The sequence below is a fragment of the Brevibacillus porteri genome (assembly GCF_003013475.1).
Lineage (GTDB): Bacteria > Bacillota > Bacilli > Brevibacillales > Brevibacillaceae > Brevibacillus > Brevibacillus porteri.
In genome coordinates, this window is record NZ_PXZO01000020.1 from 83,618 (window position 1) to 109,909 (window position 26,292).

The following is a 26,292-nucleotide window of genomic DNA, read 5'->3' on the forward strand; positions in this document are numbered from 1 at the left end:
TGCTAGGGGGAGAAACGATGAGTGAAGCATATAAACAAGCTGGTGTAGACATCGATGCGGGCAACGAAGCCGTCGAACGCATGAAAAAGCACGTCAAACGAACATTCCGCCCGGAAGTTATGACGGATTTGGGAGGGTTCGGAGCGCTGTTTCGCCTGGATACCAAAAAATACGAGAAACCGATTCTCGTTTCTGGCACAGATGGAGTAGGAACCAAGCTGAAGCTCGCTTTTGCCATGGACAAACACGATACAATCGGCATCGATGCTGTCGCTATGTGCGTCAATGACGTAGTGGTTCAAGGGGCAGAGCCGCTCTTTTTCCTCGATTATCTGGCAGTAGATAAGGTCATTCCGGAAAAAATCGAAGCAATTGTCAAAGGGATCGCGGAAGGCTGCTCCCAGTCCGGCTGCTCGCTGATTGGCGGGGAGACTGCCGAGATGCCTGGCATGTACGCAGAAGGCGAGTACGACATCGCAGGCTTCACCGTAGGTGTCGTGGACGAGAGCAAAATGATTACGGGAGCGTCCGTGGCGGCAGGCGATGTACTGATTGGTCTGGCTTCCAGCGGCGTGCACAGCAACGGTTTCTCGCTCGTTCGCAAGGTTCTTTTGGCAGACAAAGGCATGTCCCTGCATGATCATGTTGACGTATTAGGCAAAAAGCTCGGCGAAGAGCTGCTGACACCGACCCGCATTTACGTGAAGCAAGTGCTATCCGTTCTTGAGTCACATGAAGTGAAAGCTCTGGCACACATCACAGGCGGCGGCTTTACTGAAAACATTCCACGCGTGCTTCCAGAAGGAATGCAGGCTGTGATCAACGTTGGTTCCTGGCCGGTGCTGCCGATCTTCGAGCTGGTACAGGATGCGGGTAACATTTCATACCCGGATATGTACAAAACGTTCAACATGGGCATTGGCATGATGCTTGTCGTGAAGCCAGAAGACGCAGTAAGTGTGATGGAAAAGCTGCAAGAGTTGGGAGAACAGGCGTATTTGATCGGACATATTCAAGCGGGAGAGCGCAAAGTCGTATACAACGGGGTGGAATGGTGAGAAAGCTGGCCATTTTCGCCTCAGGCAGCGGCTCCAACTTTGAAGCGATCGTGCAGGCTGTACAGGACGGTAGGCTCCCAGGTGTAGAGGTTGCCTTGCTCGTGTGCGACAAGCCTGGCGCCAAGGTTTTGGAACGGGCAGAGCGTTTAGGGATCGACACCTTTGTTTTTCAACCGAAGGAGTATGCAGACAAGGCTGCGTTTGAGCAGGAAATAGTGGCGCAGCTCCAAAAACGCGATATATCGCTGGTTGTGCTGGCAGGCTACATGCGGTTGGTGGGCGACACTCTTTTGTCTGACTACGAAGGAAAAATCATCAATTTGCATCCGTCGCTTTTGCCTGCTTTCCCAGGAAAAGACGCGATTGGTCAGGCACTCGCATACGGGGTAAAGATAACGGGGGTAACGGTACATCTGGTTGATGCCGGTCTGGATACAGGGCCGATCATTGCCCAGATTCCCGTAGCGGTGCAAGATGCAGATACGGCTGAGACTTTGGCGGCTCGTATCCATGCCGTGGAGCATGAGCTTTTGGTGAAGGTCATTGGCTATTTAGCAGAAGAGAGAGTGAAGCTGGAAGGAAGGCTTGTCCAGCTGACGTAAATCGAGAGATAAAGAAGAAACCGACATCCTTTTATGATGTCGGTTTTTTGGTCATCCGTTTTAGAAATACCTCTTTCTCCAAAACAGGAGGGCTGTTACGGACGTAATAGCAGTGGACATGACCATAATGATCGTGAATGCGTGCGGATGATCCTGTAAAGGAAGCGGGACGTTCATGCCATAAAAGGTGCCGATCACCATAGGTAAGGTGATGACAATGGTAATGGCGGTCAACAGCTTCACTACGCGATTCAGATTGTTGGAGATGACGGAGCCAAAGCCATTCATGATGTTCCCTAAAATGGCGGTATAGATTTCCGTCATTTTGATGGCCTGCTTGGTTTCGATTTTTACTTCTTCCAGCAGTTCCTTATCTTCTTCGTACATTTTCAAATAACTGCCGCTCCGAAGCAGGGAGATCAACAGACTGTTCGTTTCCAGGGACGTCGAAAAATAAACGAGGCTTTTCTGCAATTCAAGCAAGGTAAGCAGTTCATTGTTTTTCGTCGATTGTCGCAACGATTTTTCCATCGTTTCTGTCTGCTTGTTGATTTTTTTCAAGTAATGCAAATAATCATGCGACGTATTCGATAAAATTTGCAGGACGAACCGGTTTCGCATATGCGTGTGAAAGTTTTTCACTTTCCCTTTGACGAACTCATTCATGACAGCTGTTTCTACCAGGCAAACGGTTAAGATATAATCTTCCATCACCATAATTCCCAACGGAACCGTCGTATAGTGGTCCTTCGTCGCTTCCTTCGTGGAGATCGGGATGTCCACGTAGAGCATCACGCGGTTTCCGTCCTTGTCGATCCGTCCGATTTCTTCGTCATCAAGGGCATCCTGCAAAAAATGAAGGTCAATCGACAATTCCCTGACGACTTGTTGCTTTTCTTGCTCAGAAGGATCGGTCAGATGGATCCAGCAGCCTTTTTCAAATTGATGCAGCTCTTCTATTTTTCCCATGGTATTCGTTTTGTAAATGTTCAACATGGTTTTCTCATCCTTTCGCAAATAAGGATCGGAGGGATACGACCATGTTGCGCAAGCATGTCTACATAAAGTTACTTACATACACTCGTCCCATAAAAAGGGAGAATGTCAAATAAGGTATGGGGAACATGCCGCAGCGCCACAAGGCCGGAAAATTCTCCGTACACAATCTTGATTGCAGTTATTCATTCGGTACCTTGGACTACTGTCCATTAAAACGTTCCCCCCTTTCAAAATAAAAACCCTCTAGCGGGAATCTAGAGGGTTAGAAAAGTGCACAAAATAACACCACTTTTTCTCCCCCTACCAGAGCTTTGGCACTATACAACGTAAAGGAAACATTCCTTAGCCACCTTAAGAAAAGCCTTAGTTCGGCAGTTCCTGTTCTACCCATTGGCATCTTTCGATATTTCCGGGCAGTGGCCTATGTTTGTATAGGAGCCTCACCTAACGAGGATGAATGATTGACTTTGTCATCGTATTCCTGTCACTAATATTTGTCAATCATATTTTCTCGTCCTACATGCATGTTATTCATGTCCTTTCATACGGTGTCGGCTTCTAACTATGACCGACTCACCCTATTTTGCTGCGAGGTTTGCCAACAACCACTCACATTCGGTTGCTGAAATAGGTTTGCTGAAAAAATATCCCTGGAAAGTGCTGCAGCCAAGTGAGCGTAAAAATTCCAGCTGCGCTTCTGTCTCCACGCCCTCGGCTACTAGAGAAAGACTCAAGCTATGTGCCATGGCAGCAATCGCGGACACGATGGACGTGTTGGTGGACATGTTACGCATGAAAGACTGATCGATTTTCAAAGAGTTGATCGGGAGCGACTGCAAGCAACTTAACGAGCTATAGCCTGTCCCGAAATCATCGATGGAAATATGGATCCCCATGTCTTGAAGTGCCTGAAGACGCGGGATGACTGTATCGAGTCGATGCATGGCAATGCTCTCGGTAATTTCAAGCTCAAGGTAAGCAGGGGCGAGACCTGTCTTCTGCAACGTTTGCTGGACCATAGTCACCAGATGCTTGTCTTGCAACTGGCGCATGGACAAGTTCACGGCGAGACGTACAGGTGGCAAGCCTTGCTGCTGCCATTCCACGCATTGTTGGCAGGCCTTTTCCAGCACCCATTGACCGATTGGGATGATCAAGCCCGTTTCCTCGGCTAGGGGAATGAAATCAAGAGGGGACACAATTCCGTATGCAGGATGCTGCCAACGAATCAAGGCTTCCAGGCCGACAATCTTTTCATGATCGTACTGCGGCTGGTAATGTAGCTGAAACTCGTTGTGATCCAATGCGGTTCGAAGACCGGCTTCCAGCATCATTTTTTTGGCGAGAGCAATATTCAGTTCGGGGCAAAAAAACTGATAGTTGTTTCTGCCGTGTTCCTTGGCTTGGTACATCGCTGTGTCCGCATTTTTTATTAATGTTTCAGCGTCAGTTCCATCTTGAGGGAAGAGACTGATGCCCATACTGGTAGTGACCACGAAGCTTTGGTTGCCCAAAAAGATCGGCGAGATGAGCTTTTGCATGAGCTTTTCAGCAAAATGCATCGCTTCATCGTGAGCCATTCCTGGCAGGATGATGGTAAATTCGTCCCCGCCTAGACGGCAAACAGTATCATGAGGACCGACGCTGTCTCGCAAGCGCTCGGCAACTTGCGTAAGCAGATGATCCCCGGTGGAATGGCCGAGTGTATCGTTAATGTATTTGAAGCGATCCAAGTCCAGAAACAGGATCGCAAGCGGTTGTGCTTGGTGAGAGGCATGGAGTAGCGAATCTTCCAGCTTGCTTTGGAATAAGGAGCGATTGGGCAGGCCTGTCAGTGTATCATGGTAGGCAAGGTAGTGAATCATTCTCTCGGTTTCTTTGCGCTTGGTAATATCTTTGGCAATGACAAAATAGCCGACATTGGTCTCGTTTACGACAATAGGGACGACGGTGGCGTTTAGCTCAATGCGCGTTCCATTTTTATGGAGCACAGACAGATCGTAATTATCGGATACGCCTTTTTGTGTATGACGTGACATGGAGAGGACGCGCTTGACGCCTTCTCTGTCCAGCAACTGTTGAAAAGACTGGTTGCGAAGATCGTTCAGGCTGTAGCCAGTGACGACTTCGAACGCCGGATTCAGATTCAAGAACTTGCCTGCCAGATCCAGCCAGCACACGATGTCCGGGTTGTGCTCAAACAGTGATTTGTAGCGCTGCTCGCTAACCTCCAGCCGTTGCTCAGCCCATTTACGCTCCGTAATATCGTGTGTAACGATCAGGGCACCAACAGGTTCACCAGATACTTGGGTGAGGAGCTTCCCATTGGCTACGAGAATCGAAACGGCTTTTCCGCTCGGTTGTGTCCACAATTCTTGGCCATTGACGATTTCCCCGCATAATACTCGAACAGACGGCAACTCCTCAAAAGCTACAGGAGTAATGCCGTCTGGATGATAAAAGGCAGAAGAGCCGTATGTTTGCTCGTGCAGATTTATCGGTTCGGACATGCCGAAGTGTTTGGCAGCTTTGTTGAAAAAAAGGACATTGCCGTCAAGCCCGTAAACAGTCACCCCTGCTTCCATATGCTCCAAGATTGGTTGTAAAAGGGTTTCATGTAGGGTAGAGGACGACAAGCCACCCAAAGAACCGTCAACAGGCGGAGAAAACAGAGAATTTCCAATAAAGTTCATATGGGCCCCCGGACTGTTGGATTTTGTTGGTATCATTTAAATGTTATAGGAAACTGAAAATTATTGTCAATATTTGGACAGCGTTCCTTCCTCCGCGAATCATGACAAACCAAATCAACTCTTGTGACATACAGTAAGAGAGGGATATTCCCACAAAGGGAGGGGCCGACTTGAGCGGAGATTTTGTTTCGAACTTGCTCGATAAGCTAAGCCAAAAAACAGGGCGGCAATGGACGCTTAACGATATTATGAAGCTAGCGGAAAAAATGCCGAAGGGCGGAGCCAATGTAGATGCACTGCTCGATGAGCTGGGAAACATGGGATTCGAAGTGCCAGAGGAGACGAAAGAGCGCGTCAGGGATCGTGTAAAGGACGGCGAATCCATCTCTATGGAAGAGTTAGGGAACTTAATGCCCAAAGAAGTAAAGGCGAAGAGCCGCAAGTCGAAGAAGCAGATCAAGCCAATCAGGGCGAATGCCAAAAGCAAATCAGTCTCACTGTCAGGTCGCATTAAAAAGCTATCAGGCAAAGGCAAGAAAAAACGATAACTTCATCAAAGCAAATGCAGGTGTATGCAGTCGCAAGTGCCGAACAGGCATGGGCGGCTGCGTTTGTTTTCCTGACGAAGTTGTTGATAATAGCGTACAATTATTTTATAATATGTAAGTATTGTTCGTGTTTTGGTCAATAGTTACTCATGTTTTCACTAAAATTCAGGAGGTTCTATCCGTGAGTGTGAAAAAAGCGTTGATCAGCGTTTCTGACAAGACAGGATTGATTCCGTTTGCCCGTCGATTGGTAGCCGCCGGGGTACAAATCATTTCTACCGGGGGTACGGCTTCTCTCTTAAAAGCAGAGGGAGTTCCCGTCATTGGCATTTCTGAAGTGACTGGATTTCCAGAAATTCTGGACGGTCGCGTCAAAACGTTGCATCCCAATATCCACAGCGGCCTCTTGGCTGTAAGGGACAGTGAAGCACATGTGCAGCAACTAAAAGACCTTGGGATTGAAACCATTGATCTGGTTGTCGTGAACCTTTATCCTTTCAAGGAAACGATAGCGAAGCCAGACGTGACATATGAAGATGCCATTGAGAATATTGATATTGGTGGACCAACGATGCTGCGCTCTGCTGCGAAAAATCATGCGTTCGTCAGTGTCGTAGTCGATGCAGCCGATTACGAAAAAGTAGCAGAAGAAATTGAGGCAAATGGCGATACTACGCTAGAAACCCGTCGCAAGCTAGCTGCAAAAGTATTCCGTCATACGGCTGCCTATGATGCCTTGATCTCTCGCTATTTGAGTGAGCAGGTGGGCGAACTGTTGCCTGAGAGCTACACGGTGACTTACGAGAAAGCACAAGATTTGCGCTATGGGGAAAATCCACATCAACGTGCGGCATTTTACCGTGAGCCGTTATCGGATCAGTTGAGCATCGGGAATGCTAGTCAACTGCAAGGAAAAGAGCTTTCCTATAACAACATCAATGACGCAGATGCAGCGTTGGCGATTGTACGCGAATTCGCTGAGCCTGCTGTCGTTGCGATCAAACACTCCAACCCTTGTGGAGTAGGGATCGGTACTGATATTCGCGCCGCTTACCAAAAAGCTTACGAAGCAGACCCTGTCTCTATTTTCGGTGGGATCGTGGCTGCAAACCGCTCGATTGACCGTGACACCGCACTCGCGATGAAAGAGATTTTCCTGGAAATTATCATTGCACCAGACTTCACCGAAGAGGCGTTGGCTGTTCTGGCTGAGAAAAAGAACCTGCGTCTCTTGCGTATTCCTGCGCTGAATGAACCAGCCAAAAAAGTGGACAATCTGTTTCGCGTGGCTCCTGTTGCAGGCGGGGCACTCATTCAAGACTTCGACTACAAGCAGCTCGAAGAAAGCGAGATTCAAGTGGTCACAGACCGTAAGCCTTCGGAAGAGGAGCTGGCACAGCTGAAATTCGCTTGGAAAGTCGTCAAGCACGTCAAATCGAATGCGATTCTCTTGGCAAAAGACAATATGACCATCGGCGTGGGTGCAGGTCAGATGAACCGCGTTGGGGCAGCGAAAATCGCCATCGAGCAAGCAGGTGCATTGGCAAGTGGCGCGGTTATGGCTTCGGATGCCTTTTTCCCTATGGGAGATACCGTGGAAGCGGCAGCCAAAGCAGGGATTACCGCTATCATCCAGCCAGGCGGCTCCATTCGCGACCAAGAATCGATTGATGCTTGCAACCGAGTGGGCATTGCGATGATCTTTACCGGCACTCGTCATTTCAAGCACTAAAAGAGGCTATTCGGGAGTAACGTTCGCTTTTTATCACGTACTTAAGAGTGGATTACCTCTCACACAGGAGGAAATACGATGAAAATATTAGTGATCGGCGGTGGCGGTCGAGAACACACGATTGCCTGGAAGCTGTTGCAGAGCTCTAAAGTGACAAAGGTATACTGTGCGCCAGGAAATGGGGGCACTGCCCAAATCGCACAAAACGTGCCGATTGGCGTTTTCGATTTTGCTGCACTGGCTCAATTCGTCAAAGATGAGGGAATTGATCTGACAGTCGTTGGCCCGGAAGATCCTTTGCTGGCGGGGATTGTGGAATTTTTCCAGGAGCGCAATCTGCCGATCTATGGCCCGAACCAAAAAGCGGCAATGATCGAGGGCAGCAAGTCTTTTGCGAAAAATTTAATGAAACGCTACGAGATTCCGACGTCTGCCTATGAATCGTTCCTGGATTACGAATCCGCGAGTGCGTACGTGCGAGAGCAGGGAGCTCCTATCGTTGTCAAAGCGGACGGCTTGGCAGCGGGGAAAGGGGTCGTTGTCGCAGAAACAGTGGAGGAAGCGGAAGAGGCACTCCGTCAGATCATGCAGGAAAGCGTCTTTGGTGAAGCGGGAGCGCGCGTGGTCATTGAGGAGTGCATGTTCGGCGAAGAGCTGTCGCTGCTGTCTTTCGTCGATGGAGAGACAGTTAAGCCGATGATTACTTCTCAGGATCATAAGCGAATCTTCAATGATGACCGAGGTCCCAATACAGGCGGCATGGGAACATACGCTCCGGTACCGCAAATGTCTGCTGAGCTGGTAGACGAGATCGTCAAAACGATTGTCCAGCCGATGGCGTCAGGGATGGCTAAGGATGGCATTCCGTTCAAAGGCATTCTCTACACAGGTCTGATGATTACGGAGCAAGGCCCGAAAGTCGTGGAATTCAATGCGCGTTTTGGCGATCCAGAGACACAGGTGCTCTTGCCGTTGCTCGAAACAGATTTGCTCGATATTTTTGTCGGGACGATCAATGGTGAGCTTGATGCAGTTGATGTGACGTGGCAAAAAGGAAGTGCTGTCTGTGTCGTCATGGCAGCCCCGGGTTATCCGGGAGAATATCCAAAGGGTGCGTTGATTCAGGGACTGGGTCAGGCAAACGAGGGAGCTACGGTGTTTCACGCAGGTACGAAGGCAACCGAGGAAGGCATCGTTACGAGCGGTGGCCGTGTGCTTGGCGTCGTGGCAACCGGAGCGGATTTGGCGCAAGCGCGTGAGACAGCGTATGCGAAGGTCCAAGGGATCTCGTTTGATGGGGCGCAGTACCGCACGGATATTGCGGCACGAGCGATGAAGTATCAGCAAAAATCGTAACAGCAAAAGAAACTGTTCCTTAGTGGGAAATTCTACTAGGGAACAGTTTTTTTTTTTTTTTGAAAGACAAATGAGTTCACATTAGCGTCAAATTTTATTGATTTAAACTCCTTACTTATATAACTTAATTTTCCAAAAAATACAAAGTTTATTTACCGAAGATAAAGAATGTAGTATAAATATATATGGTAATATTTAGTTTATTTACCAATAAAATAATTTAAATGCAGGGGGTGGAAGGTTGAATACTACAAAATGTAGTATCAACTGAATTTATGTTTAAGAATCAAAGATGGATAACAGTTTTTATGGTAATCGCATTGTTATTCGGAAATGCTACTAGTATTTTTGCAAAGACGAGCGACGAGAAAGACGCCTATATGCAGCGAAGTGAAATTGAGCAATATATAGACATATTGTCAGAAGAGGGTACAGAAGCTTCCATAGAATTGAGTAATAAGTTAAAAGAATATTTGGGGGATAACGAAGATTACTTGTTTGAAGAGATTGTTTCAATTGTTGATGAGTATGCAGATAAGACAACGCAGTCTGAGAACAACGATAATAATATGATGGATATAGATCAAGAAGATTTACAGAGGGACTTTGAGCGTATAGATGCGCTTGCTAAAGAATATTATGATTACTATCAGATCCACAATGAATTCCCAGAAGAGGTGGAGATCAGAAGTATAACGACTAGCCACGCTCTAACAGTATTAGAAGAGATTGGGATTAAAATAACCGAGAAACAGTTACTTAAACGCTTAGCAGCATTGGGAGTTATTGCTGCGATTGATGGCCCAATACCTGTTGGGGATTTTATAGCTCTTGTTACAGGAGCGGTAATAACAGGTGAATTTGTAGGTGATTATGTTGCAAACCAAGGAGCCCTTGCTAAGGAAATAGGCGAATACTTTGGTAGATCTTTTATCAAATTTGTGACTAAAAGTGTTACAATGAGTGAAGAAGTTGCATATCAAATAAAAAAGAAAAAAGAAAAACATTTTAAGGCTTATTTAAACTCCGATGGTGGAATAATAGTTTCTGAACCTCTAACTCTCAGTCAGGCTCAATTAGAAGCAAGAAGGGGAAGGGAAACCTTCAGTGTTAACAAAAATTATGCAGAAAAAGTTGTAACGCAGAAGAACTATAATTTTGAATACGAAGACCCCCATTATTTTGATCGGTATGGTAGACTGATGGTAGCTAATCTTCCTCATTTCCATTTAACAAAGAAGGTTGATGGAAAGTGGGAAAGATTAGAGGGACATCATTTCTTCCCTTGGTAAAAATATAGGTTAATTGATTCGGCGTAACACTATTTTCTGTTACGCCATTTTTATATAATTGCTGGAAAATGGGGAGATACCGTGCGACTAAAGGTTGTTGACGTTGAAGCATTTTTTATAGTTGGTATTGAAGTAGATTGTTACTATGATCCGGACGAGTTCATGCAAGCGCCGGATTCCAGATTGTGTGAAATTAAAAATGTTGTCGACAGTCATTTATACTATGAAGTTTGGAATTCGATTACGCAAAAGCAAATGATAGGTAAACGAGTAAGTATCATCACTCATGTTCCTGACGGGTGTGTCGTGGTGACGATTCCCTCTGGTCCCTTTGCAATGCTCCATAAAAGCCAAACCAATGATGTGCATCATCTGTTTGCAATGACGAATTATGAGGATATCGAAAGGGTTGAATTTAGAACTCTCATGCTAACAGACGAGTCTGCAACTCCTGTACACATATATCGTCCAGTTGAGTATAGAGAAGATGTATTGAACATTCGTAACATACCAATCCTTTCTAAAGAAGTGTCAATCCAGTTGAGAGAGCAGTACATTCATAAATTTCTCAACGTCAAGGGTGATTGTGTTAGGGATTTTTTTTATAAACGGTACGTAAAATTAAACAAAGGTTATTTGTGGCAATTTATCCGGGGAGAGATAGCCACGGGGTTAACAGCTCAAGAAGCAAAGGATTATCTTCATGACAAAGAAGAAGTATTATTTTTCTGGGATTCTGTTAGTTCGATTGGAAGAGACTTCACCCGAAATAAAGTATTCAGGCTGAGTACCAAGCGATTATTACAATCATACACCCGCTTTACTTTTGATCTGTATATCTTTGACTCTACATTGACCTGGACGATTATTTTTCATCATGAGCCGGATGCAGAAGGCTACAAATGCAGTCTACTTACTAGTCCATAGATTTTGAGTAAGAAGCGATTCCCCATGAAGCTATTTGTTCATAGGGAGCAGCTTTTTTGGGGAAAAATAGGTTGTTTCAACTACATCCCAACGTTTTCACTCGCAATGGCCGCCTTTTTCGCTTTTGCCGCAACCAACTGCGAAAGGAAATAAACGATGAGGAACAGCAGCAAGCACGCTGCCGACCAGCGGTACATGACAGAGTAGCTCGAATGTGTCGCGATGACTCCGAGGAGCACAGAGCCGACTGCGATACCGAGATCGATGGAATTAAAGAACAGTCCGTTTGCCATGCCGCGTTGCTCAGGTGTGACGACCTTCACCATCCACGCCTGAATAGATGGCTGAATCATGCCATAGCCAAGTCCATAGAAGGCAGCAGAGACGAGAAGCAAGGACTCTGTCGTTGTTAGGGACAGGAGCAAGAGGCTGATCCCGACGAAGATCGCACCGGGAGGCAGGACGGCAATGTGCCCTTTGCGATCATACAGCTTGCCGGAAAAAGGGCGAATCATCACCATTGCCAGTGCATTCGTAAGGAAAAACCAGCCAACATTCTCAATGTGGGCTTCTTTTCCGTACAAGGCCAAAAAGCTGAGAATCCCGCCATACGTAATGGATAGGCAAAAATTCAATCCAGCTGGAAGCAGCAGCTTTTTATCATAGAACCGGCGAATGCCTGTGACGGAGGGCGTGTTTTCGGTCGACACAGGAAGTCGATTATACGCACGAATGAAATGCATCAACGGAAAAATAATAGCAACGAGTAGCACGAGAACCATGAGCATCCAGCCAAACCCAAACGAGTTCAACAGTCCAAGTCCAATCATCGGGCCGAGCGCCATAGCCAAGCTGGTCGATAAGCCGAAATACCCCATGCCTTCGCCGATCCGTTTGGCAGGAATCACATTGGAGACAATCGTCGGAAAGGTCGTGCTACCCATCCCAAAGCCGATGCCGACCAAGATTCGCAACAGAAGAAAGAAAACAATGCTTCCCGCCCAGTAATAGCCTGCGCTAAAAATCGCGACGAATCCAAGTGCTACGATCGCCAAGATCTTACTGTTTTTCGTTTTCAATGCTTCCCCAGTAAACACCCTTGCGACCACTGCTGAAAGTGAAAACAAGCTAATGACCAGGCTGACGACAAAATCATTGGCCTGATACGCTTCCTTCACATAGGCAGGGAATGTTGGGGTCTGCATTTGAACAGTGAGAAACAACATTAAATTACATACCGTTAACAGGACAAAATCTCTCGTCCACAGTCTCTCTCTACTCTCTCCCAATGCTGTCACTCCTAGTCTGTCGTTTTTCTATTGATGTTCTCGTTAATCTCCAGCAAGATTTCCCGCAAGAAGGCTAGCTTTTCAGGAGAGATCCCTTCCAAAATGTCTGCAACGGCATGAGCCTCTACGGGAATCGCCTGCTCAATCCATTCCCGTCCTTTCGGGGAAAGGGTAATGATGTAGGCACGGCGGTCTTGTTCGCTCAATGCCTTTTCGATAAAGCCTTTTTTGGCGAGTGTATCTAAAATGCGTGTCATGGAAGGCTGATCCTTGGCTGAGCGCTGGGCCAGCTCTTTTTGATTGATGCCCTCTTCTTCTCGTAGCCGATACAGGACGGCAAACTGCTCTGTGGTCAAATCAAATTCCTTTAAAAAAAGGGAGACATAATGAATCATTCTCCGGTATGTATTTCCAATGAGGAATCCAACCGGTTCTTTTTGCCAATGATCGATCAGGGGAATGACCCTCTTTCGTTCAAAAATACTTGCAATGACAATTATATGCATAACAAGTAATTATGTAAATGGAAAAAACCGCCCGATGACAGGCGGTTGGTTGCTTTTCCTTTACTGACGATACCTTCCTTTTCTTCTCGACGTTCGAAAGAAGTAATATCCCATCACGCCGATGACGCCAATGATCATGGCAATGACAAAGAAGTTATGCGACATCCATTCATACATCTGGGAGCCGACAAGCATATGCAGTGCCTCCTCTCCTTATGTGTACGTGGGGTAGCGATTGCTGCTGTTGTTATTTTCTTGGGAACGAAATGAAATGAACTCTCTTGCCGCCTTTTCGAGAAGTTGATCCTCGGGAGTAAGCTGCGCGTTTTGCTGATTGTCGATAGGTTGTTTTTTCTGGTTCGCTGATGATTGTGGGCTTGCAGAATACTGTATGTTTGCCTTATTCGTTGTCGCTGAAGTGTTGCTCGTATCATCTTGGTTGTCGTTCGAGTCTTTGATGGGCGCAATATTCATGGAACGCGTGAACTGATTGACCGCCATCTGCACGCCTTTTTTCTTGAGCTGATCCATCATGCCCTGCATGCCATTCCCTTTTGTCGTATTGATGCCCATCGCTGCGTACATCGGACAAAAGCGCGTAGCCCCTTCTGCTACTTTCATTGCTGAAAATGCCATGAGCAGCCATGGAGCATTGTATGGGCGACGACTCATTCTTCCGATGCCGTATGCCAAGCCTAACAGACCGCCAGTCATACGAATCATGGCATCCGTTCTACCTACGTTTTTATGCATGAGAGTTGTCCTCCTGTCGCAATGACTTCTATTCGATAGTCTGCGATGAAGGACGACAAGACACCCGTGGGAATTGTTACTACCATCACCAAGCTTGCAGGGGAATGTTTTATGGGCGGCGAAGCTGTAGAGAGCAATGAATGATCGTTCATTTTTTGGAAACATCGGCAGACCAGCAAGGAGAGAAGAAATGATGCGCGTACGAGCCATATCAGATCGTGATTACTTGAACATGATTCGCGTGAGCAGACGTCAGGCACCGGCAAGCCTCTGGATAAAAGGGGCAAGCGTTCTCAATGTGTACACAAAAGAATGGCAAGAGCATCACGTCGTAGTGGCAGGAGAACGTATTGCTTATGTAGGAGAAAAAGAGCCATTGATCGATGACCAGACCGTGATCATGGAGGCGGCTGGGCAGTATCTCGTGCCAGGATACATCGAGCCACACGCGCATCCGTTTCAGTGGTATAACCCTTACACGTTGGCTGACTTTGCTCTGCAAACGGGAACGACTGGAATGGTGTCGGACTCACTGATGCTGATGCATCTTCCTTTTTCGCAAACGGCAGCGATCATGGATTCTCTGGCAGCTCATCCGGTGAAGCAATTTTTCTGGGGCAGACTCGATCCGCAGACAGGGAGGGCTCATCCGGCGTTCACCAAGGAAAGCTTGGCGCGAATGCTGGAGCATCCAAGAGTGATCCAGGGTGGGGAGTTGACGAATTGGGGCGGGGTTTTACAAGAGGATGAGACGCTGCTTTTTGGTTTGAAGCATGCGCGGGATTTAGGCAAAAGGATGGAAGGGCATCATCCGGGAGCTTCTTACGAGACCTTGAACATTGCCGCAGCAGCTGGCGTAACAGCTTGTCATGAAGCCATCCATGCAGCAGATTTGCTGTCGCGCATCCGTTTAGGCATGTATGCGACACTGCGCCATTCCTCCATTCGCCCTGATCTGCCGGAGCTGGTGAAAGGGTGGCTTGCGCTGGGGGTGCCGTGGTCATCACGAATGATGCTGACATCGGATGGAAGCACACCGCCGATGCATCGTGACGGGTTCATGAATAGTACGATCCGTGTGGCCATCGAAGCGGGGATGCCGCCAGAGGAAGCATATGTCATGGCGACGTTGAACCCGGCTGTCTATTACGGGCTGGACGCTGAGGTCGGAGGAATTGCGCCGGGGCGAATCGCGGATATGCTATTGTTGACTGCAAAGGATCAACCGACACCATCCATCGTGATTGCAAATGGACAACTGGCAGCAGAAAATGGAAACTTGCTTGTTCCAACGGTTCAGCCACAATGGGATGAAGCTTCGTTGGAATTGCAAGATCCCTTGGCGAAGAGAGCCAATCCAGAATGGTTCCGTCTACGGCCAGATGAAGACAGGAAGGCCCCGGTCTTGGAAATGCTGAATGCCGTTATCACGCGGTTGTCGCTAGAGGACATGCCCGTTGATAAGGATGGTTATGTAACTTTGCAGCATGATCCGCAGTTGGCGCTGATCGCCGTCATCGATGCGACTGGCGGCAATCGAACATTGGCAGTGCTTCGTGGCTTTGGTGAGCAGCTTGAAGGGTTGGCCAGCACCTACTCCGCGTCTGGCGATTGGATCGTAATCGGACGCAATCCCCAAGCGATGGCGCAAGCATTGGAGCGTATTCGGGAAATAAAAGGCGGGGTCGTACTGATCGATGAAGGAAAAATGATCTGCGAATGCCCATTGCCTCTTGCTGGAAAATTCACGTCTGCGCCGATGGAGGAAGTGATCAGCATGGGTGAAAATTTGGTAAATCAGCTCCGTGCCAAAGGCCATGTCCATCTCGATCCAATTTATTCAATTCTGTTTTTTACCGCTACTCACTTGCCATATGCGCGTCTGACGGCAGATGGCATTGTCGACATTAAGAGTGGGCAAATCGTCGTTCCGGCACTCCCTTTACCATAAGGGAGTATTTTTTTTGTTTTTTTGTTTGTGCATCAATGATATATGTACATAAAAAATATTTTACTTCTTGTAAATTATCAGATTTATTTTAAAATAAAAGCAACCAAGCCTCATCTATCTTTATCCCCGAAGAGTCATCATTTTTGAAAGTCGCAACCTGGCTAACGAGGTAGATGGACTGGGTAACAAGAACAAAGAATGATAAAAGGGGGATTCATTCTGAATGAAAAAGCGTTCTTATGTCGGGGTTTTATCTGCGGTATTGGCTGCGAGTATGGCATTAACAGGTTGCGCAGGAAACAGTAATTCAAGCGGCGGTAGTAACGCAAGCGGGGGGCAAAGTCAATCTACTCCAGGCAACAGCAGTGGCGGAACGACAGAGGGTGGTCTCATTAAAATTGCCACACAATCCCCTTTGTCTGGGAGCAATTCCGCTGTCGGAGATGCGATTAAGACTGGCGCGGGTTACGCTCTCGAAAAGCGCAAGGAAGAGTTTAAAGCACTTGGCTTTGATCTCCAGCTTTTCCCTCAGGATGATCAAGGTGACCCGAAAATTGGGGTATCCAATGCGGAGATGCTTATCTCTGATCCCGATGTGTACGGTGTAGTTGGGCACTATAACACAGGTGTTGCGATTCCATCGTCTGTGAAGTACGAGGAAGGCAAGCTTACCATGGTATCCCCAGCCAATACAGGGGTGAAGCTCACGGAGGAAGGCAAGAAAACTGTCCATCGAATTTGTGCTCGCGATGACGCACAAGGACCAAAGGCTGCTCTTTATGCAAAAAATACACTTGGCGTAAAAACGGCCTATATTATCCATGATAAGACAGCATACGGCCAAGGTCTGAGCGATCAAGTGAAGATGCAATTCGAAAAGGACGGAGTCCAAATCCTTGGCTTTGAGGGCATTACTCAGGGCGAAAAGGACTACAGCGCGGTACTTAACCAGGTAACGGTGAAAAAACCGGACATCATCTTCTTCGGGGGTCTTTATCCAGAAGGTGGAATTATGGTCAAGCAAGCTCGTGAAAAAGGATTTAAGGGTTATTTTATGGGTGGCGACGGCTTGGATTCTTCTGATATGATAAAAATAGCCGGTGATGCTGTCGAAGGTGTAGTCTTTACGTCAGTAGCAGGGGACGTAACGCAAACCGAAGAGGGCAAGAAATGGGCTGAAGAGTACAAAAAAGCCACAAATAAGCCTCTGGAAACCTATTCCGTCTACGGTTTTGACTCCATGAACGTCATCCTCAATGGTGTTTTGGAAGCGACCAAAGCGAACGGAGGCAAAAAACCAACCCGCGAGCAAGTCCTCGATGCAGTTCACAAAACCAAAGATTTTCAGGGTCAATTCACCAAGGTTACCTTTGATGAAAAAGGTGACAACACAAATGCAGATGTATTCATTTACAAGTTTGACAAGGACAAATCCATTTTCGTAGGCAAGGCCGAGTAATCACACCACACAACGCGCACACACTCCCATGCCTCATATCAGGATAGGGGGCTGCACGCCGGTGTTGGCCCCTTTTCCACGAGAAAACAAGTCCAGTCAACGGAATGGATGCAGAAAATTTGTACAAGTCTACAAGAGAAATGAGGGATGGGAAAGCATGATCAATATTTTGCCGCAGGTGTTGGTTGACGGATTGACACTTGGATTTATGTACGCAGTGGTGGCTTTAGGCTACACAATGGTTTACGGGATTTTGGAAATTATCAACTTTGCCCATGGAGACATTTTCATGGTCGGAGCCTTTATCGGTACAGAGGTATTATTGATCTCTGATGCGCTAGGGGCACTTGAAGGTATGAATCCATTTGTCGCACTTTTCATAACACTCATAATTGCCATGGTATTAACTGGTGCTTTGGGGGTAGGAATTGAGAGGATTGCCTATCGACCATTGCGCGGAGCACCACGTCTTGTGCCGTTGATTTCGGCGATTGGCGTATCGTTTTTGCTGCAAGACCTCGTACGTTTTACAGAAGCACTGGCTCGTAATGAGTTTTATCTGAACAGTCCCGCTCTTTTTACAGGTTCGATTCCATTAGGAAGTATTGCTACGATTCCAACAAAAGGATTGATCGTAATTGTAATTGCGATCGTCATGATGATTGCGTTGACGTTATTTGTGAATAAAACAAAATGGGGAATCGCCATGCGCGCCGTCGCACAAGACCAGAGTACGGCTTCGCTGATGACCATAAATGTAAACAAAGTAATCATGCTTACGTTTTTGATTGGCTCCAGCCTGGGTGGCGCTACAGGTGTTCTGTTTGCGCAAAACTACGGGACGATCGATCCGTATATCGGTTTTATTCTTGGATTAAAAGCATTTACAGCTGCCGTACTCGGCGGGATTGGGAACCTGCGTGGTGCGATGATCGGTGGCGTACTCCTCGGTCTTCTGGAATCCCTGTCCGGTGCCTTTATGGGGCCGTTGACCAACGGAGCCTTTGGTGCAGAGTACAAAGACGTGTTCGCGTTCAGTATTTTAATTCTCGTGCTTCTCTTCAAGCCGGAAGGACTGTTTGGCGAAGCTGTAAAAGAGAAAGTGTAGGTGAAATAAATGGCAAATCTCGCTTGGAAATCGTTTAAAGGCATTCCGCTGGTATTCACGTTGATTTGGATTGTAGCTTTTTCTGCCGCGTTGTACCTTATGGATAAATCGGTCATTGCGTTTCTCGGTATTCTTTCTTCCATTGTGCTTGTCTATTACACCAATACCTCAAAGACGATCAAGATGGTGATTGGCGCTATCGTTCTCCTCCTGATCATTCCGTTGGTAGCCGGTGAAAACCGTTACTACATGGAGGTAGCATCACAGGTAGGCATTTATGTAGCGATGGCTTTGGGCCTGAATATCGTAGTAGGCTTTGCTGGTCTGCTTGACTTGGGTTACGTCGCGTTTTTTGCTGCTGGGGCTTATGCGTACGCGATTTTCTCGACTTCGCAAGCGAATGAGTTTATTGCAGGGAACCTGTTCCCGCTATCCGGTGAGTGGTTTTGGCCATTTCTCATAGTCGGCTTGATTGTGGCTGCTGTTTTCGGAATATTGCTAGGATTGCCAGTTCTCAGAGTAAAAGGAGATTACCTCGCGATCGTGACCTTGGGCTTCGGTGAAATCATTCGCATTGTTTTCAACAACCTGGATAAGCCCATCAACATCACCAACGGTCCGCAGGGAATCACGCCGATTCCGTCTCCAGAGTTGTTTGGGATCAAAATGGGGACGCCGTTTTACTTTTACTTCATCGTGTTGTTTGTGATTGCCTTTATCGTTTTGGCGAATATACGCTTTGAGCATTCTCGTTTGGGCCGTGCATGGATTGCGGTACGTGAGGATGAGCTGGCTGCCCAGTCTATGGGGATTTCCCTGTTGAATACCAAGCTGGCTGCATTTGCCTTGGGTGCTTCCTTTGCTGGTGTCGTCGGTGTTATCTTTGCGGCCAAGCAGACGTTTATCGATCCGACCTCCTTTACGCTGATGGAATCGATCGGGATATTGGTCATGGTCATTCTGGGTGGTAGTGGCAGCATACCAGGGGTTGTGCTTGGTGCCGCTTTTGTCACAATCTTGCAGGTACAGCTGTTAAAAGAATTCTCCAACTTCCTGCACGGTCTGCAAAATGCGGGGATCATCAGTTTGCCTAACCAGTTGGACCCATCCAAGTTCCAGCGACTCATTTTCGGAATTATGCTCATTCTCGTTGCCTTGTATCGCCCTAACGGATTGATTCCGGCCAAACGGAAGAAAAACGATCTCGATGCGATCAAAAATAGCGAGTTTGGCAAAGAAAAGCTGGGGATTCTCGGTAAACTGTCCCAATTGGCTTCTGGAAAACAGTCATAGCGGACGAGGAGGGAAATGAGCATGGCATTGTTAGAGGCAAAAAATTTAACGAAGCGCTTTGGTGGCTTGGTAGCCAATCAAGACGTCTCGATTGGGATCGAAAAAGGTAGCATTACGGCTGTCATCGGACCGAATGGGGCTGGAAAAACGACTTTTTTCAATATGATTACCGGATTTTACGAGCCAGACGAGGGAGAAATCCTACTGAACGGCAAAAGCATCAAGAAGCTTCGTCCTGATCAGATCGCGAGTCGCGGTATCACCCGTACTTTTCAAAACATTCGTCTGTTCAAAGAAATGACGGCATTGGAAAATGTCATGGTGGGCGTGCATAGCCGCTTATCGGCTGGAATTCTCGGAATCTTGTTCAACTCCAAACGGGTACGCCAGGAGGAAGAGCGGACGCGCGTCGAGGCTTATCAGCTCATGGAGTATGTCGGGATCGCGCATATTGCCAATGAAGCAGCAGGGAGTCTGCCTTACGGGTTACAACGAAGATTGGAAATTGCCCGGGCGATGGCGACCAATCCGCAAATCATTTTGCTCGATGAACCAGCGGCAGGGATGAACCCTCGCGAGACGGTTGAGATGACGGATTTTATTCGTCGGCTGAAAAAAGAGCTCGATTTGACGATTATCTTGATCGAGCATGATATGAAGTTGGTCATGGGACTTAGCGAATACATTCACGTGCTGGATTACGGGAGAAAAATTGCAGAAGGAACACCCGAACAAATCCGCAATAACCCTAACGTCATTGAGGCCTATCTCGGAAAAAGTGCGTCGGACGTGTCGTAGAAGGAGGAAAATCGATGGCATTGCTAGAGCTGACTAACGTTCATACGTATTACGGCGGCATCCACGCATTAAAAGGATTGAGCATGACGGTAAACGAGGGCGAAGTGGTGACACTGATTGGTTCCAACGGGGCAGGTAAATCGACCACGTTGAAAACGATATGTGCGCAGACTCGTGCCAAAGAAGGAAAAGTTATCTTTAATGGCAAAGATATTACGCAGATGCGTACACATGATATTGCCTTAGCAGGAATCGCCCACGTTCCGGAAGGTCGCCGCATTTTTCCTAAGCTGACCGTACGCGAGAATTTGGAGATGGGTGCCTTCAGTGTATCTGATAAAAAGGTGATCGAAGAAGGAATCGAGCGTGCCTTTGCTTACTTTCCACGGCTGAAGGAACGGGTAAATCAAAAAGGTGGCACGATGTCCGGGGGCGAGCAGCAAATGCTGGCGATTGCTCGTGGACTGATGATGAAGCCCAAAATTCTCATGCTCGATGAACCGTCGATGGGATTGGCGCCTATTCTGGTGGAGCAGATTTTTGACATCGTTACGGAGCTGAACAAGGAAGGCATGACGATTCTCTTGGTCGAGCAAAATGCGAATCAGGCACTGTCTGTCGCGCATCGCGGTTATGTGATTCAGACAGGCGAAATTATTTTGAAAGACGACGCCCAGACATTATTGATGAATCCGCAGGTAAGAGAGGCGTATTTGGCGTAATAGAAACGTGAGTACCGATGGGGATTTTTGTCTCCGTCGGTTTTTCATTTCGTCAGCGAGGAGGATGTAGCTTGCTTGATATTAGTCCCCGCTTTGTAGAAGGGAGCGAGCCTCTCTATCTACAGCTTTATCGCTATTTTTGTACAGAAATACAAGGGAGGCGCTTGATCTCCGGGACGCGTCTGCCCTCTGTTCGGGCATTGAGTGGATTTTTGCATGTAAGTAAAACGACAGTCGAAAGCGCGTATCACCAGCTCATGGCAGAAGGCTATATCGAGAGTCGGGAGCGCAGCGGATTTTATGTGGTCGATGTGGATTGGGATGGGCCAATGCCTGTACCCACAGGGAAAGGGCAGCCACCAGTTAAAACGGTTCACGTCCAAACGCCTCCACCTACGACCTCACCAGTCCCAGTTCAATATGATTTTCACCAAGCACGCGTAGATGCCGAGCATTTTCCTTTTGACCGATGGCGCAAGTACACCAATCAATGCATGCAGGAAGAAAACAAGCATGTACTCTACTACGGTGACCAACAAGGCGAGCCGCAGCTGCGGGAGGAGCTCTCACGCTATCTCGGACGTGCTCGAGGTGTACAAGCTACGCCGGAACAAATTGTGATCGGTGCGGGGACGCAAGTGATGATCAGCTTATTGGGGTTCTTATTCGGGACACGAGGACAGGCTGTTGCGATGGAAGAGCCGGGCTATCACGGTGTTCGTGCCGTGTTTTCTCATTTGGGCTATGATGTACGCCCGATCAGGCTGGCGGAGGATGGGATTGATGTGGAAGCGCTCAATGAGAGTGGAGCGCAGCTGGTTTATATCACTCCGTCTCATCAGGACCCGACTGGAATTGTCATGCCGTATGCCAAACGGCTAAAGCTGCTACACTGGGCGAATCAGACAGGGAGCTACATCATGGAGGATGACTACGATGGTGAGTTTCGCTATCATGGCAAGCCAATTCCTTCCCTTCAAGGGCTCGATACGCAGGGACGCGTCATTTATTTAGGGACGTTCTCCAAGGCGTTGCTGCCGTCGATTCGGATGAGCTATATGGTTTTGCCACAAACGTTATTGGCGGTGTTTCAGGAGAAATTGGCGGATTTTGACCAGTCTGCTTCACGAATTCATCAGGAGACGCTGGCCTTGTTCATGAAAAATGGCGATTGGGAACGGCATATTCGCAAGATGCGGACGCTTTACCGCAAAAAGCATGGGGCTCTACTTCAGTGCTTGCAGGAACACTTCGGGGCGTACATCCAGATCAAAGGTCAGGATGCCGGGCTGTCCGTAACGGTAGAAGTGAAAAGTGAGAGCACTCCGCAACAGTTGAAGCAAATTGCGGCTGCATCAGGCGTTCGTGTCTATCCAACCGCACATAAATGGGTTCATCCGCAGGAAAATGGACTTCCGGCTTTTCAGTTCGGCTTCGGGGGGCAGACCATCGAGGAGATTGAGGGTGGCGTTTGTCTGTTGAAACGTGCATGGGAGCCTTATTTGCACAAGGACATGGGCGAGGAATAGAACAGGGAGAATCGCGAATCGTGCGATCCCGGTTTAACAAAAGAGAAAAAATGAAAAGCAGCATCCCAGAAAGGGAATGCTGCTAATAATTAAGGGACGTACTGTTCTGTAATTTTTGTGATGATTCCATTCGTTACTTCAATGTGGAATGGTAGATGATAAGGAATTCCCTTGGATAGCACGAACTTTTTAAAAGTATCGGTGTTTACTGATTCATTCCAATTGAAATTGTCATCTTTTATAGAGTTGGTTTGAAGAGTAAAGGAAGCTTTTGGAGAAACTTCAAACGTTCTAATTTTAGGACTGTTATTACGAATGTAATAGGGCATTGGATAGTCCTCTTTTTCTAATGGATGATCTTGGCGATAAGCTTTTGCTCCTGCCTCACCGAAAAACCATTGAATATAGTCAAGCGAGACAAATAGTTTTCCATTTTTCACTTGTAACGTTTTCACATATGCCATTGATTTTTCATGGGTATTTCCGTATTTATCCTTGCTATTTGTTGGAACAAGTACTTGGGGAGGAACAGGTGCAACCGCTCCTTGGGGTGAAACTGCATGAGCGTCAGTAACAAACAATGAACAGAATAGCAAAGAAGAAAGAAGCAAATATGTTTTTCTCATAACAGGATGTCATCTCCTTTCTAGTTACATGTAACACAATACACAATTAGTAAGACGAAAAACTGACTAGACCGTTTCGCCCCAAGATGAAAAATTTAACATAATATTTCTAGAGTGAAGTATAAGGAGCCGATGCTTTAAAGTGGAGCATCAGTCCTGCAGAGTTAGTTTTCTGGGTGTGACAGGTCTTCTTTTAACACTCAATAGGATAAGTTTACTAGGCTTACACTTAGTTACAAATGTTTACACTCCAAGCAAATTCAGCGAGAGAACAGGACTTCCTGATAAAATGGAGACAAGCAAATAGGAAATAAGCCACTCGGGGCGCCGGGTGGCTTTTCTGTTTGCATTCTGGTCAAAATCTTCCAACGGATCAGATAAAACACAGGTCGAAGGAGAGATAGTATGAGTAAAAAAGAACTGCGGAACAGAGATTGTTCTAAAAAGATTGCCCAGCGTTATATCGTTAACTTTATCGACGGGGTTAGTGAGAAAGAGCAAGACAAGATTATTAAGCAATTTGGAGGTAAAGTACTAAAAAAATTCCGTACACCAGCCTTTGATCGTTTCGCTGTAGTTCATATTGATGATGAACAGGTTGAACAACTGCTAGCACACAACCTTGTTGAGAGTATTGACCAAGACACCGAGGCAGAAAGTCCATCTAGTACTGAAGTAGAAACGTGGGCACATGCTACAGCTCAAGCATTTAACTTTTGGAATGCTGGCTACACTGGTGCTGGAGTAAAGGTGGCAATTATTGACACCGGAGTAACTCCTCACCCGGATCTACCGACGCCTCTTAGTACATGGAACGTGGTAACCGATTCTACTGATGCAACAGATGTTAGTCCAGATAATCATGGACATGGTACTTGTAGTGCTGGTGTAATTGCAGCTCGCAATAATGGCTCCTATGTAAAAGGTATTGCTTATGACTCTGACATTCACGTTATTAACTGTTACTACCAAAAAGAAGGAGATACTCAAGATGCTTATACAAATCTTTCCTATACAGCAGAAGCACTCCAATATGCTGCGACTTTGGATGTTGACGTTGTACTTTGTAATGTACAATTGAGCTCTGGAGGCACTTCTCTACAAGCTGCCTGTGATGCACTAGAGGCCAAAGGTATTCCCATCTTAGCTGCTGCAGGTAACTATCCAGATAAAAATGGAGATGTTACCAAGGACACAGTAAGATACCCTGGACATTACGATAAGGTCGTTGCTGCTGGAGCTGTCGAGATATACTCTGACGCTCCATACTTAACCCGAGCAAATTATTCAGGTACTGGACCCTATTTGGATATAGCAAGCTTTACAGGATTGGTGACTACTAGTAAGTCTGGCGGTTATAATTACCACTATAGTGGAACGTCGTGTGCAACTCCGTTCGCTACTGGTGTAATGGCGTTACTAAAACAGGCATATCCGAATTACACTGCAAAACAACTGAGGGATAAATTGTATGAGGGTGCCACTCCTTATGGGACAACGAACGAGTATGGTGTTGGGCTGATTGGCCTTCCGGCATCACTACTACCATCAAACACACTAGAATATCCGGTTCTGACAGCATCTACAACGGAAGATTTCTCTGATTCAAACTTTAATTTTAATCTTTCGGGTGATTTTGTAATCGGAACTGATAGTGGCCGGACAGTATTAAGAACTCCCGCATATTCCAATACAGGAACGGGTATTAGCCGTTTCACTTTCCAGGTGCCAGCAAATGCAGTGAATCCTCAGATTAGCATTACACATAGGAGTGATTGCAGAGCGACTGATAATATGCTTGTGACTGTTAATGGAAGGCCTTTAACATATGCGAGCAGAATTAAGTCCAACTATGAAACTGATACGCTTCCCTTACAACCAAGCGGAAAGTATCTCGTAGAACTTCGGTGGGATAAGTACGAATCCTATTCGCTAGGTTTAAATGCGGTATTTATTGACAGCATTTCTGTAAACTTTACTACTAGTGGAAGCGGCGGAGGAACTCTAGGAGATTCTTTTACCAACCCAATAGTGGTTTCTGGAACAACTGCAAGCGGAACCTTGCAGGATACAAAAGATCTATACTTCAAATACACTGCATCAAGCACAGGAAGTTATAATTTCACAACATCGGCATCGTTTGATTCTTACATGCAACTACTCGATAGTTCCCAAAACATCTTGGCACAAGATGACGACAGCGCAGGCAGTTCGCAACCGAAAATCACATATAATCTATCTGCTGGTCAAGTGGTATATTTGAAAGTCTACGGATATAACCATGGAGCAGGTAAGTATGGACCAATTACGCTAAACATTACAGCTCCATCCGTTGGTTCTGTCCCGAGTACAGCTAGCGTATCAATAGGTTCACCAAGTACATCTAGCCTGACACTTAATATGTCTGCTACAGGTGCTACAAGTTTTAATGTATACCGTAGCGCATCACCGTCTGGGACGTACTCGCTTGTTGCATCTGGTGTAACCTCTCCATACACAAATACAGGGTTATCTTCTAACACAACATACTATTATAAGGTTGCTGGTGTAAATAGTTATGGAACAGGACCACAATCATCATATGCTACTGGTACAACAAATAGTAGTGGGGGAGTGACACCAATTACTATAGTGGAGGACTTTTCGGATGGTAGTTTTGATCCGCGATTGAACCTATCACTTGGTGGATGGGAATATGATTCTTCTGTAGGCTCTATTTCAGCAATTGTTGCTGATTCCACTGGCTCAAAAAGTGTAACACTAAATGTAGATATCCCATCTGGAACTACCTCGAGAACTTTGAAACTTGACCACAAAGGAATGCTTTTTGGAGGTAGTAGTGGCGTTTATCATACTCAAGTTTTCGTTAATGGAATTTTGAAACACACATTTACTGAATCAGACGTCCAATGGAGAACACAAACAATAAATCTTGGCACGGGTAACCAGGCTATCGAAATTCGAGCTTCTTCTACTTCGAGTACTTGGGTTACGGGAATAGATAATATCGTTGTCAGTTGGAGGTAAATAAACGATTCTTGAGTTTTATAA

The 26,292-nt window shown here is 46.7% G+C and carries 22 protein-coding genes and 1 riboswitch; of the genes, 15 read left to right on the forward strand and 7 right to left on the reverse strand.

The window, feature by feature from the left end:
- The first annotated feature begins 17 nt into the window (after positions 1-17).
- Both purM and purN read left to right on the forward strand, forming a co-directional pair.
- Entirely contained in the window at positions 18-1,058 is a 1,041-nt protein-coding gene (gene purM, locus C7R92_RS12630; RefSeq protein ID WP_069847354.1) for a phosphoribosylformylglycinamidine cyclo-ligase, read from the forward strand.
- On the forward strand, positions 1,052-1,660 hold the full coding sequence (gene purN, locus C7R92_RS12635) for a phosphoribosylglycinamide formyltransferase (protein ID WP_069847352.1): 609 nt from the start codon (positions 1,052-1,054) through the stop codon (positions 1,658-1,660). The genes purM and purN overlap by 7 nt, the downstream gene beginning before the upstream one ends.
- 60 nt (positions 1,661-1,720) lie before the next feature.
- Here the strand turns inward: purN and C7R92_RS12640 are convergent, their stop codons facing one another.
- Positions 1,721-2,656, reverse strand: coding sequence for a magnesium transporter CorA family protein (locus C7R92_RS12640; protein WP_106834478.1), 936 nt, complete (start codon positions 2,654-2,656; stop codon positions 1,721-1,723).
- Positions 2,657-2,949: 293 nt separating this feature from the next.
- Positions 2,950-3,118, reverse strand: a riboswitch (M-box (ykoK) riboswitch).
- 119 nt (positions 3,119-3,237) lie between these two features.
- Positions 3,238-5,352 carry an EAL domain-containing protein gene (locus tag C7R92_RS12645; RefSeq protein WP_158265748.1) on the reverse strand — a complete coding sequence of 705 codons (2,115 nt, stop codon included), beginning with the start codon at positions 5,350-5,352 and terminating at the stop codon, positions 3,238-3,240.
- Between the two features lie 170 nt (positions 5,353-5,522).
- Here C7R92_RS12645 and C7R92_RS12650 point away from each other — a divergent pair, with 170 nt between their 5' ends.
- From C7R92_RS12650 to C7R92_RS12670, 5 genes are all read left to right on the forward strand, one after another.
- The gene (locus tag C7R92_RS12650) at positions 5,523-5,900 is read left to right on the forward strand and encodes a hypothetical protein (protein WP_106834480.1); all 378 of its coding nucleotides are present in this window, start codon (positions 5,523-5,525) and stop codon (positions 5,898-5,900) included.
- Positions 5,901-6,081: 181 nt separating this feature from the next.
- A complete protein-coding gene (purH, locus tag C7R92_RS12655; RefSeq protein WP_106834481.1) occupies positions 6,082-7,632 on the forward strand; it encodes a bifunctional phosphoribosylaminoimidazolecarboxamide formyltransferase/IMP cyclohydrolase in 1,551 nt (516 codons plus the stop codon).
- A gap of 78 nt (positions 7,633-7,710) precedes the next feature.
- Complete coding sequence (gene purD / locus C7R92_RS12660; protein WP_106834482.1) at positions 7,711-8,988, forward strand: phosphoribosylamine--glycine ligase; 1,278 nt, start codon at positions 7,711-7,713, stop codon at positions 8,986-8,988.
- 308 nt (positions 8,989-9,296) lie between these two features.
- A complete protein-coding gene (locus tag C7R92_RS12665) occupies positions 9,297-10,280 on the forward strand; it encodes a hypothetical protein (protein ID WP_106834483.1) in 984 nt (327 codons plus the stop codon).
- Positions 10,281-10,361: 81 nt separating this feature from the next.
- Positions 10,362-11,207, forward strand: coding sequence for a hypothetical protein (locus C7R92_RS12670; RefSeq protein ID WP_106834484.1), 846 nt, complete (start codon positions 10,362-10,364; stop codon positions 11,205-11,207).
- An 80-nt stretch (positions 11,208-11,287) separates the two neighbouring features.
- On the opposite strand, the gene C7R92_RS12675 is transcribed toward C7R92_RS12670, so the two are convergent.
- The 4 genes from C7R92_RS12675 to C7R92_RS12685 form a co-directional block, all read right to left on the reverse strand.
- Complete coding sequence (locus C7R92_RS12675) at positions 11,288-12,496, reverse strand: MFS transporter (protein WP_106834485.1); 1,209 nt, start codon at positions 12,494-12,496, stop codon at positions 11,288-11,290.
- Positions 12,497-12,507: 11 nt separating this feature from the next.
- Positions 12,508-12,891 carry a MarR family winged helix-turn-helix transcriptional regulator gene (locus tag C7R92_RS12680; RefSeq protein WP_106834501.1) on the reverse strand — a complete coding sequence of 128 codons (384 nt, stop codon included), beginning with the start codon at positions 12,889-12,891 and terminating at the stop codon, positions 12,508-12,510.
- 171 nt (positions 12,892-13,062) lie between these two features.
- The gene (locus C7R92_RS33135) at positions 13,063-13,197 is read right to left on the reverse strand and encodes an EYxxD motif small membrane protein (protein WP_017249723.1); all 135 of its coding nucleotides are present in this window, start codon (positions 13,195-13,197) and stop codon (positions 13,063-13,065) included.
- A gap of 18 nt (positions 13,198-13,215) precedes the next feature.
- The gene (locus C7R92_RS12685; protein ID WP_106834486.1) at positions 13,216-13,755 is read right to left on the reverse strand and encodes a YgaP family membrane protein; all 540 of its coding nucleotides are present in this window, start codon (positions 13,753-13,755) and stop codon (positions 13,216-13,218) included.
- Between the two features lie 193 nt (positions 13,756-13,948).
- On the opposite strand from C7R92_RS12685, the gene C7R92_RS12690 reads away from it, so the two are divergent.
- The 7 genes from C7R92_RS12690 to pdxR all read left to right on the forward strand — a co-directional run bounded on the left by C7R92_RS12690 (position 13,949) and on the right by pdxR (position 22,615).
- Complete coding sequence (locus C7R92_RS12690; protein WP_106834487.1) at positions 13,949-15,706, forward strand: adenine deaminase C-terminal domain-containing protein; 1,758 nt, start codon at positions 13,949-13,951, stop codon at positions 15,704-15,706.
- 223 nt (positions 15,707-15,929) lie between these two features.
- A complete protein-coding gene (locus tag C7R92_RS12695; RefSeq protein ID WP_106834488.1) occupies positions 15,930-17,165 on the forward strand; it encodes a branched-chain amino acid ABC transporter substrate-binding protein in 1,236 nt (411 codons plus the stop codon).
- Positions 17,166-17,226: 61 nt separating this feature from the next.
- Positions 17,227-18,273 (forward strand): branched-chain amino acid ABC transporter permease, encoded by a 1,047-nt coding sequence (locus C7R92_RS12700; protein WP_017249727.1) that lies wholly within the window; start codon positions 17,227-17,229, stop codon positions 18,271-18,273.
- Between the two features lie 9 nt (positions 18,274-18,282).
- Positions 18,283-19,566, forward strand: coding sequence for a branched-chain amino acid ABC transporter permease (locus C7R92_RS12705; protein ID WP_106834489.1), 1,284 nt, complete (start codon positions 18,283-18,285; stop codon positions 19,564-19,566).
- A gap of 21 nt (positions 19,567-19,587) precedes the next feature.
- Positions 19,588-20,364, forward strand: coding sequence for an ABC transporter ATP-binding protein (locus tag C7R92_RS12710; RefSeq protein WP_106652489.1), 777 nt, complete (start codon positions 19,588-19,590; stop codon positions 20,362-20,364).
- A 14-nt stretch (positions 20,365-20,378) separates the two neighbouring features.
- Positions 20,379-21,086 (forward strand): ABC transporter ATP-binding protein, encoded by a 708-nt coding sequence (locus tag C7R92_RS12715; protein WP_069847329.1) that lies wholly within the window; start codon positions 20,379-20,381, stop codon positions 21,084-21,086.
- A 71-nt stretch (positions 21,087-21,157) separates the two neighbouring features.
- Positions 21,158-22,615, forward strand: a complete 1,458-nt coding sequence (gene pdxR, locus C7R92_RS12720) for a MocR-like pyridoxine biosynthesis transcription factor PdxR (RefSeq protein ID WP_106834490.1) — start codon at positions 21,158-21,160, stop codon at positions 22,613-22,615.
- Positions 22,616-22,704: 89 nt separating this feature from the next.
- Here pdxR and C7R92_RS12725 read toward each other — a convergent pair whose 3' ends face one another.
- Positions 22,705-23,241, reverse strand: coding sequence for a hypothetical protein (locus tag C7R92_RS12725; RefSeq protein WP_106834491.1), 537 nt, complete (start codon positions 23,239-23,241; stop codon positions 22,705-22,707).
- A gap of 405 nt (positions 23,242-23,646) precedes the next feature.
- Between C7R92_RS12725 and C7R92_RS12730 the strand changes: the two genes are divergently transcribed.
- A complete protein-coding gene (locus C7R92_RS12730; protein ID WP_106834492.1) occupies positions 23,647-26,268 on the forward strand; it encodes a S8 family serine peptidase in 2,622 nt (873 codons plus the stop codon).
- Positions 26,269-26,292: the final 24 nt, after the last annotated feature.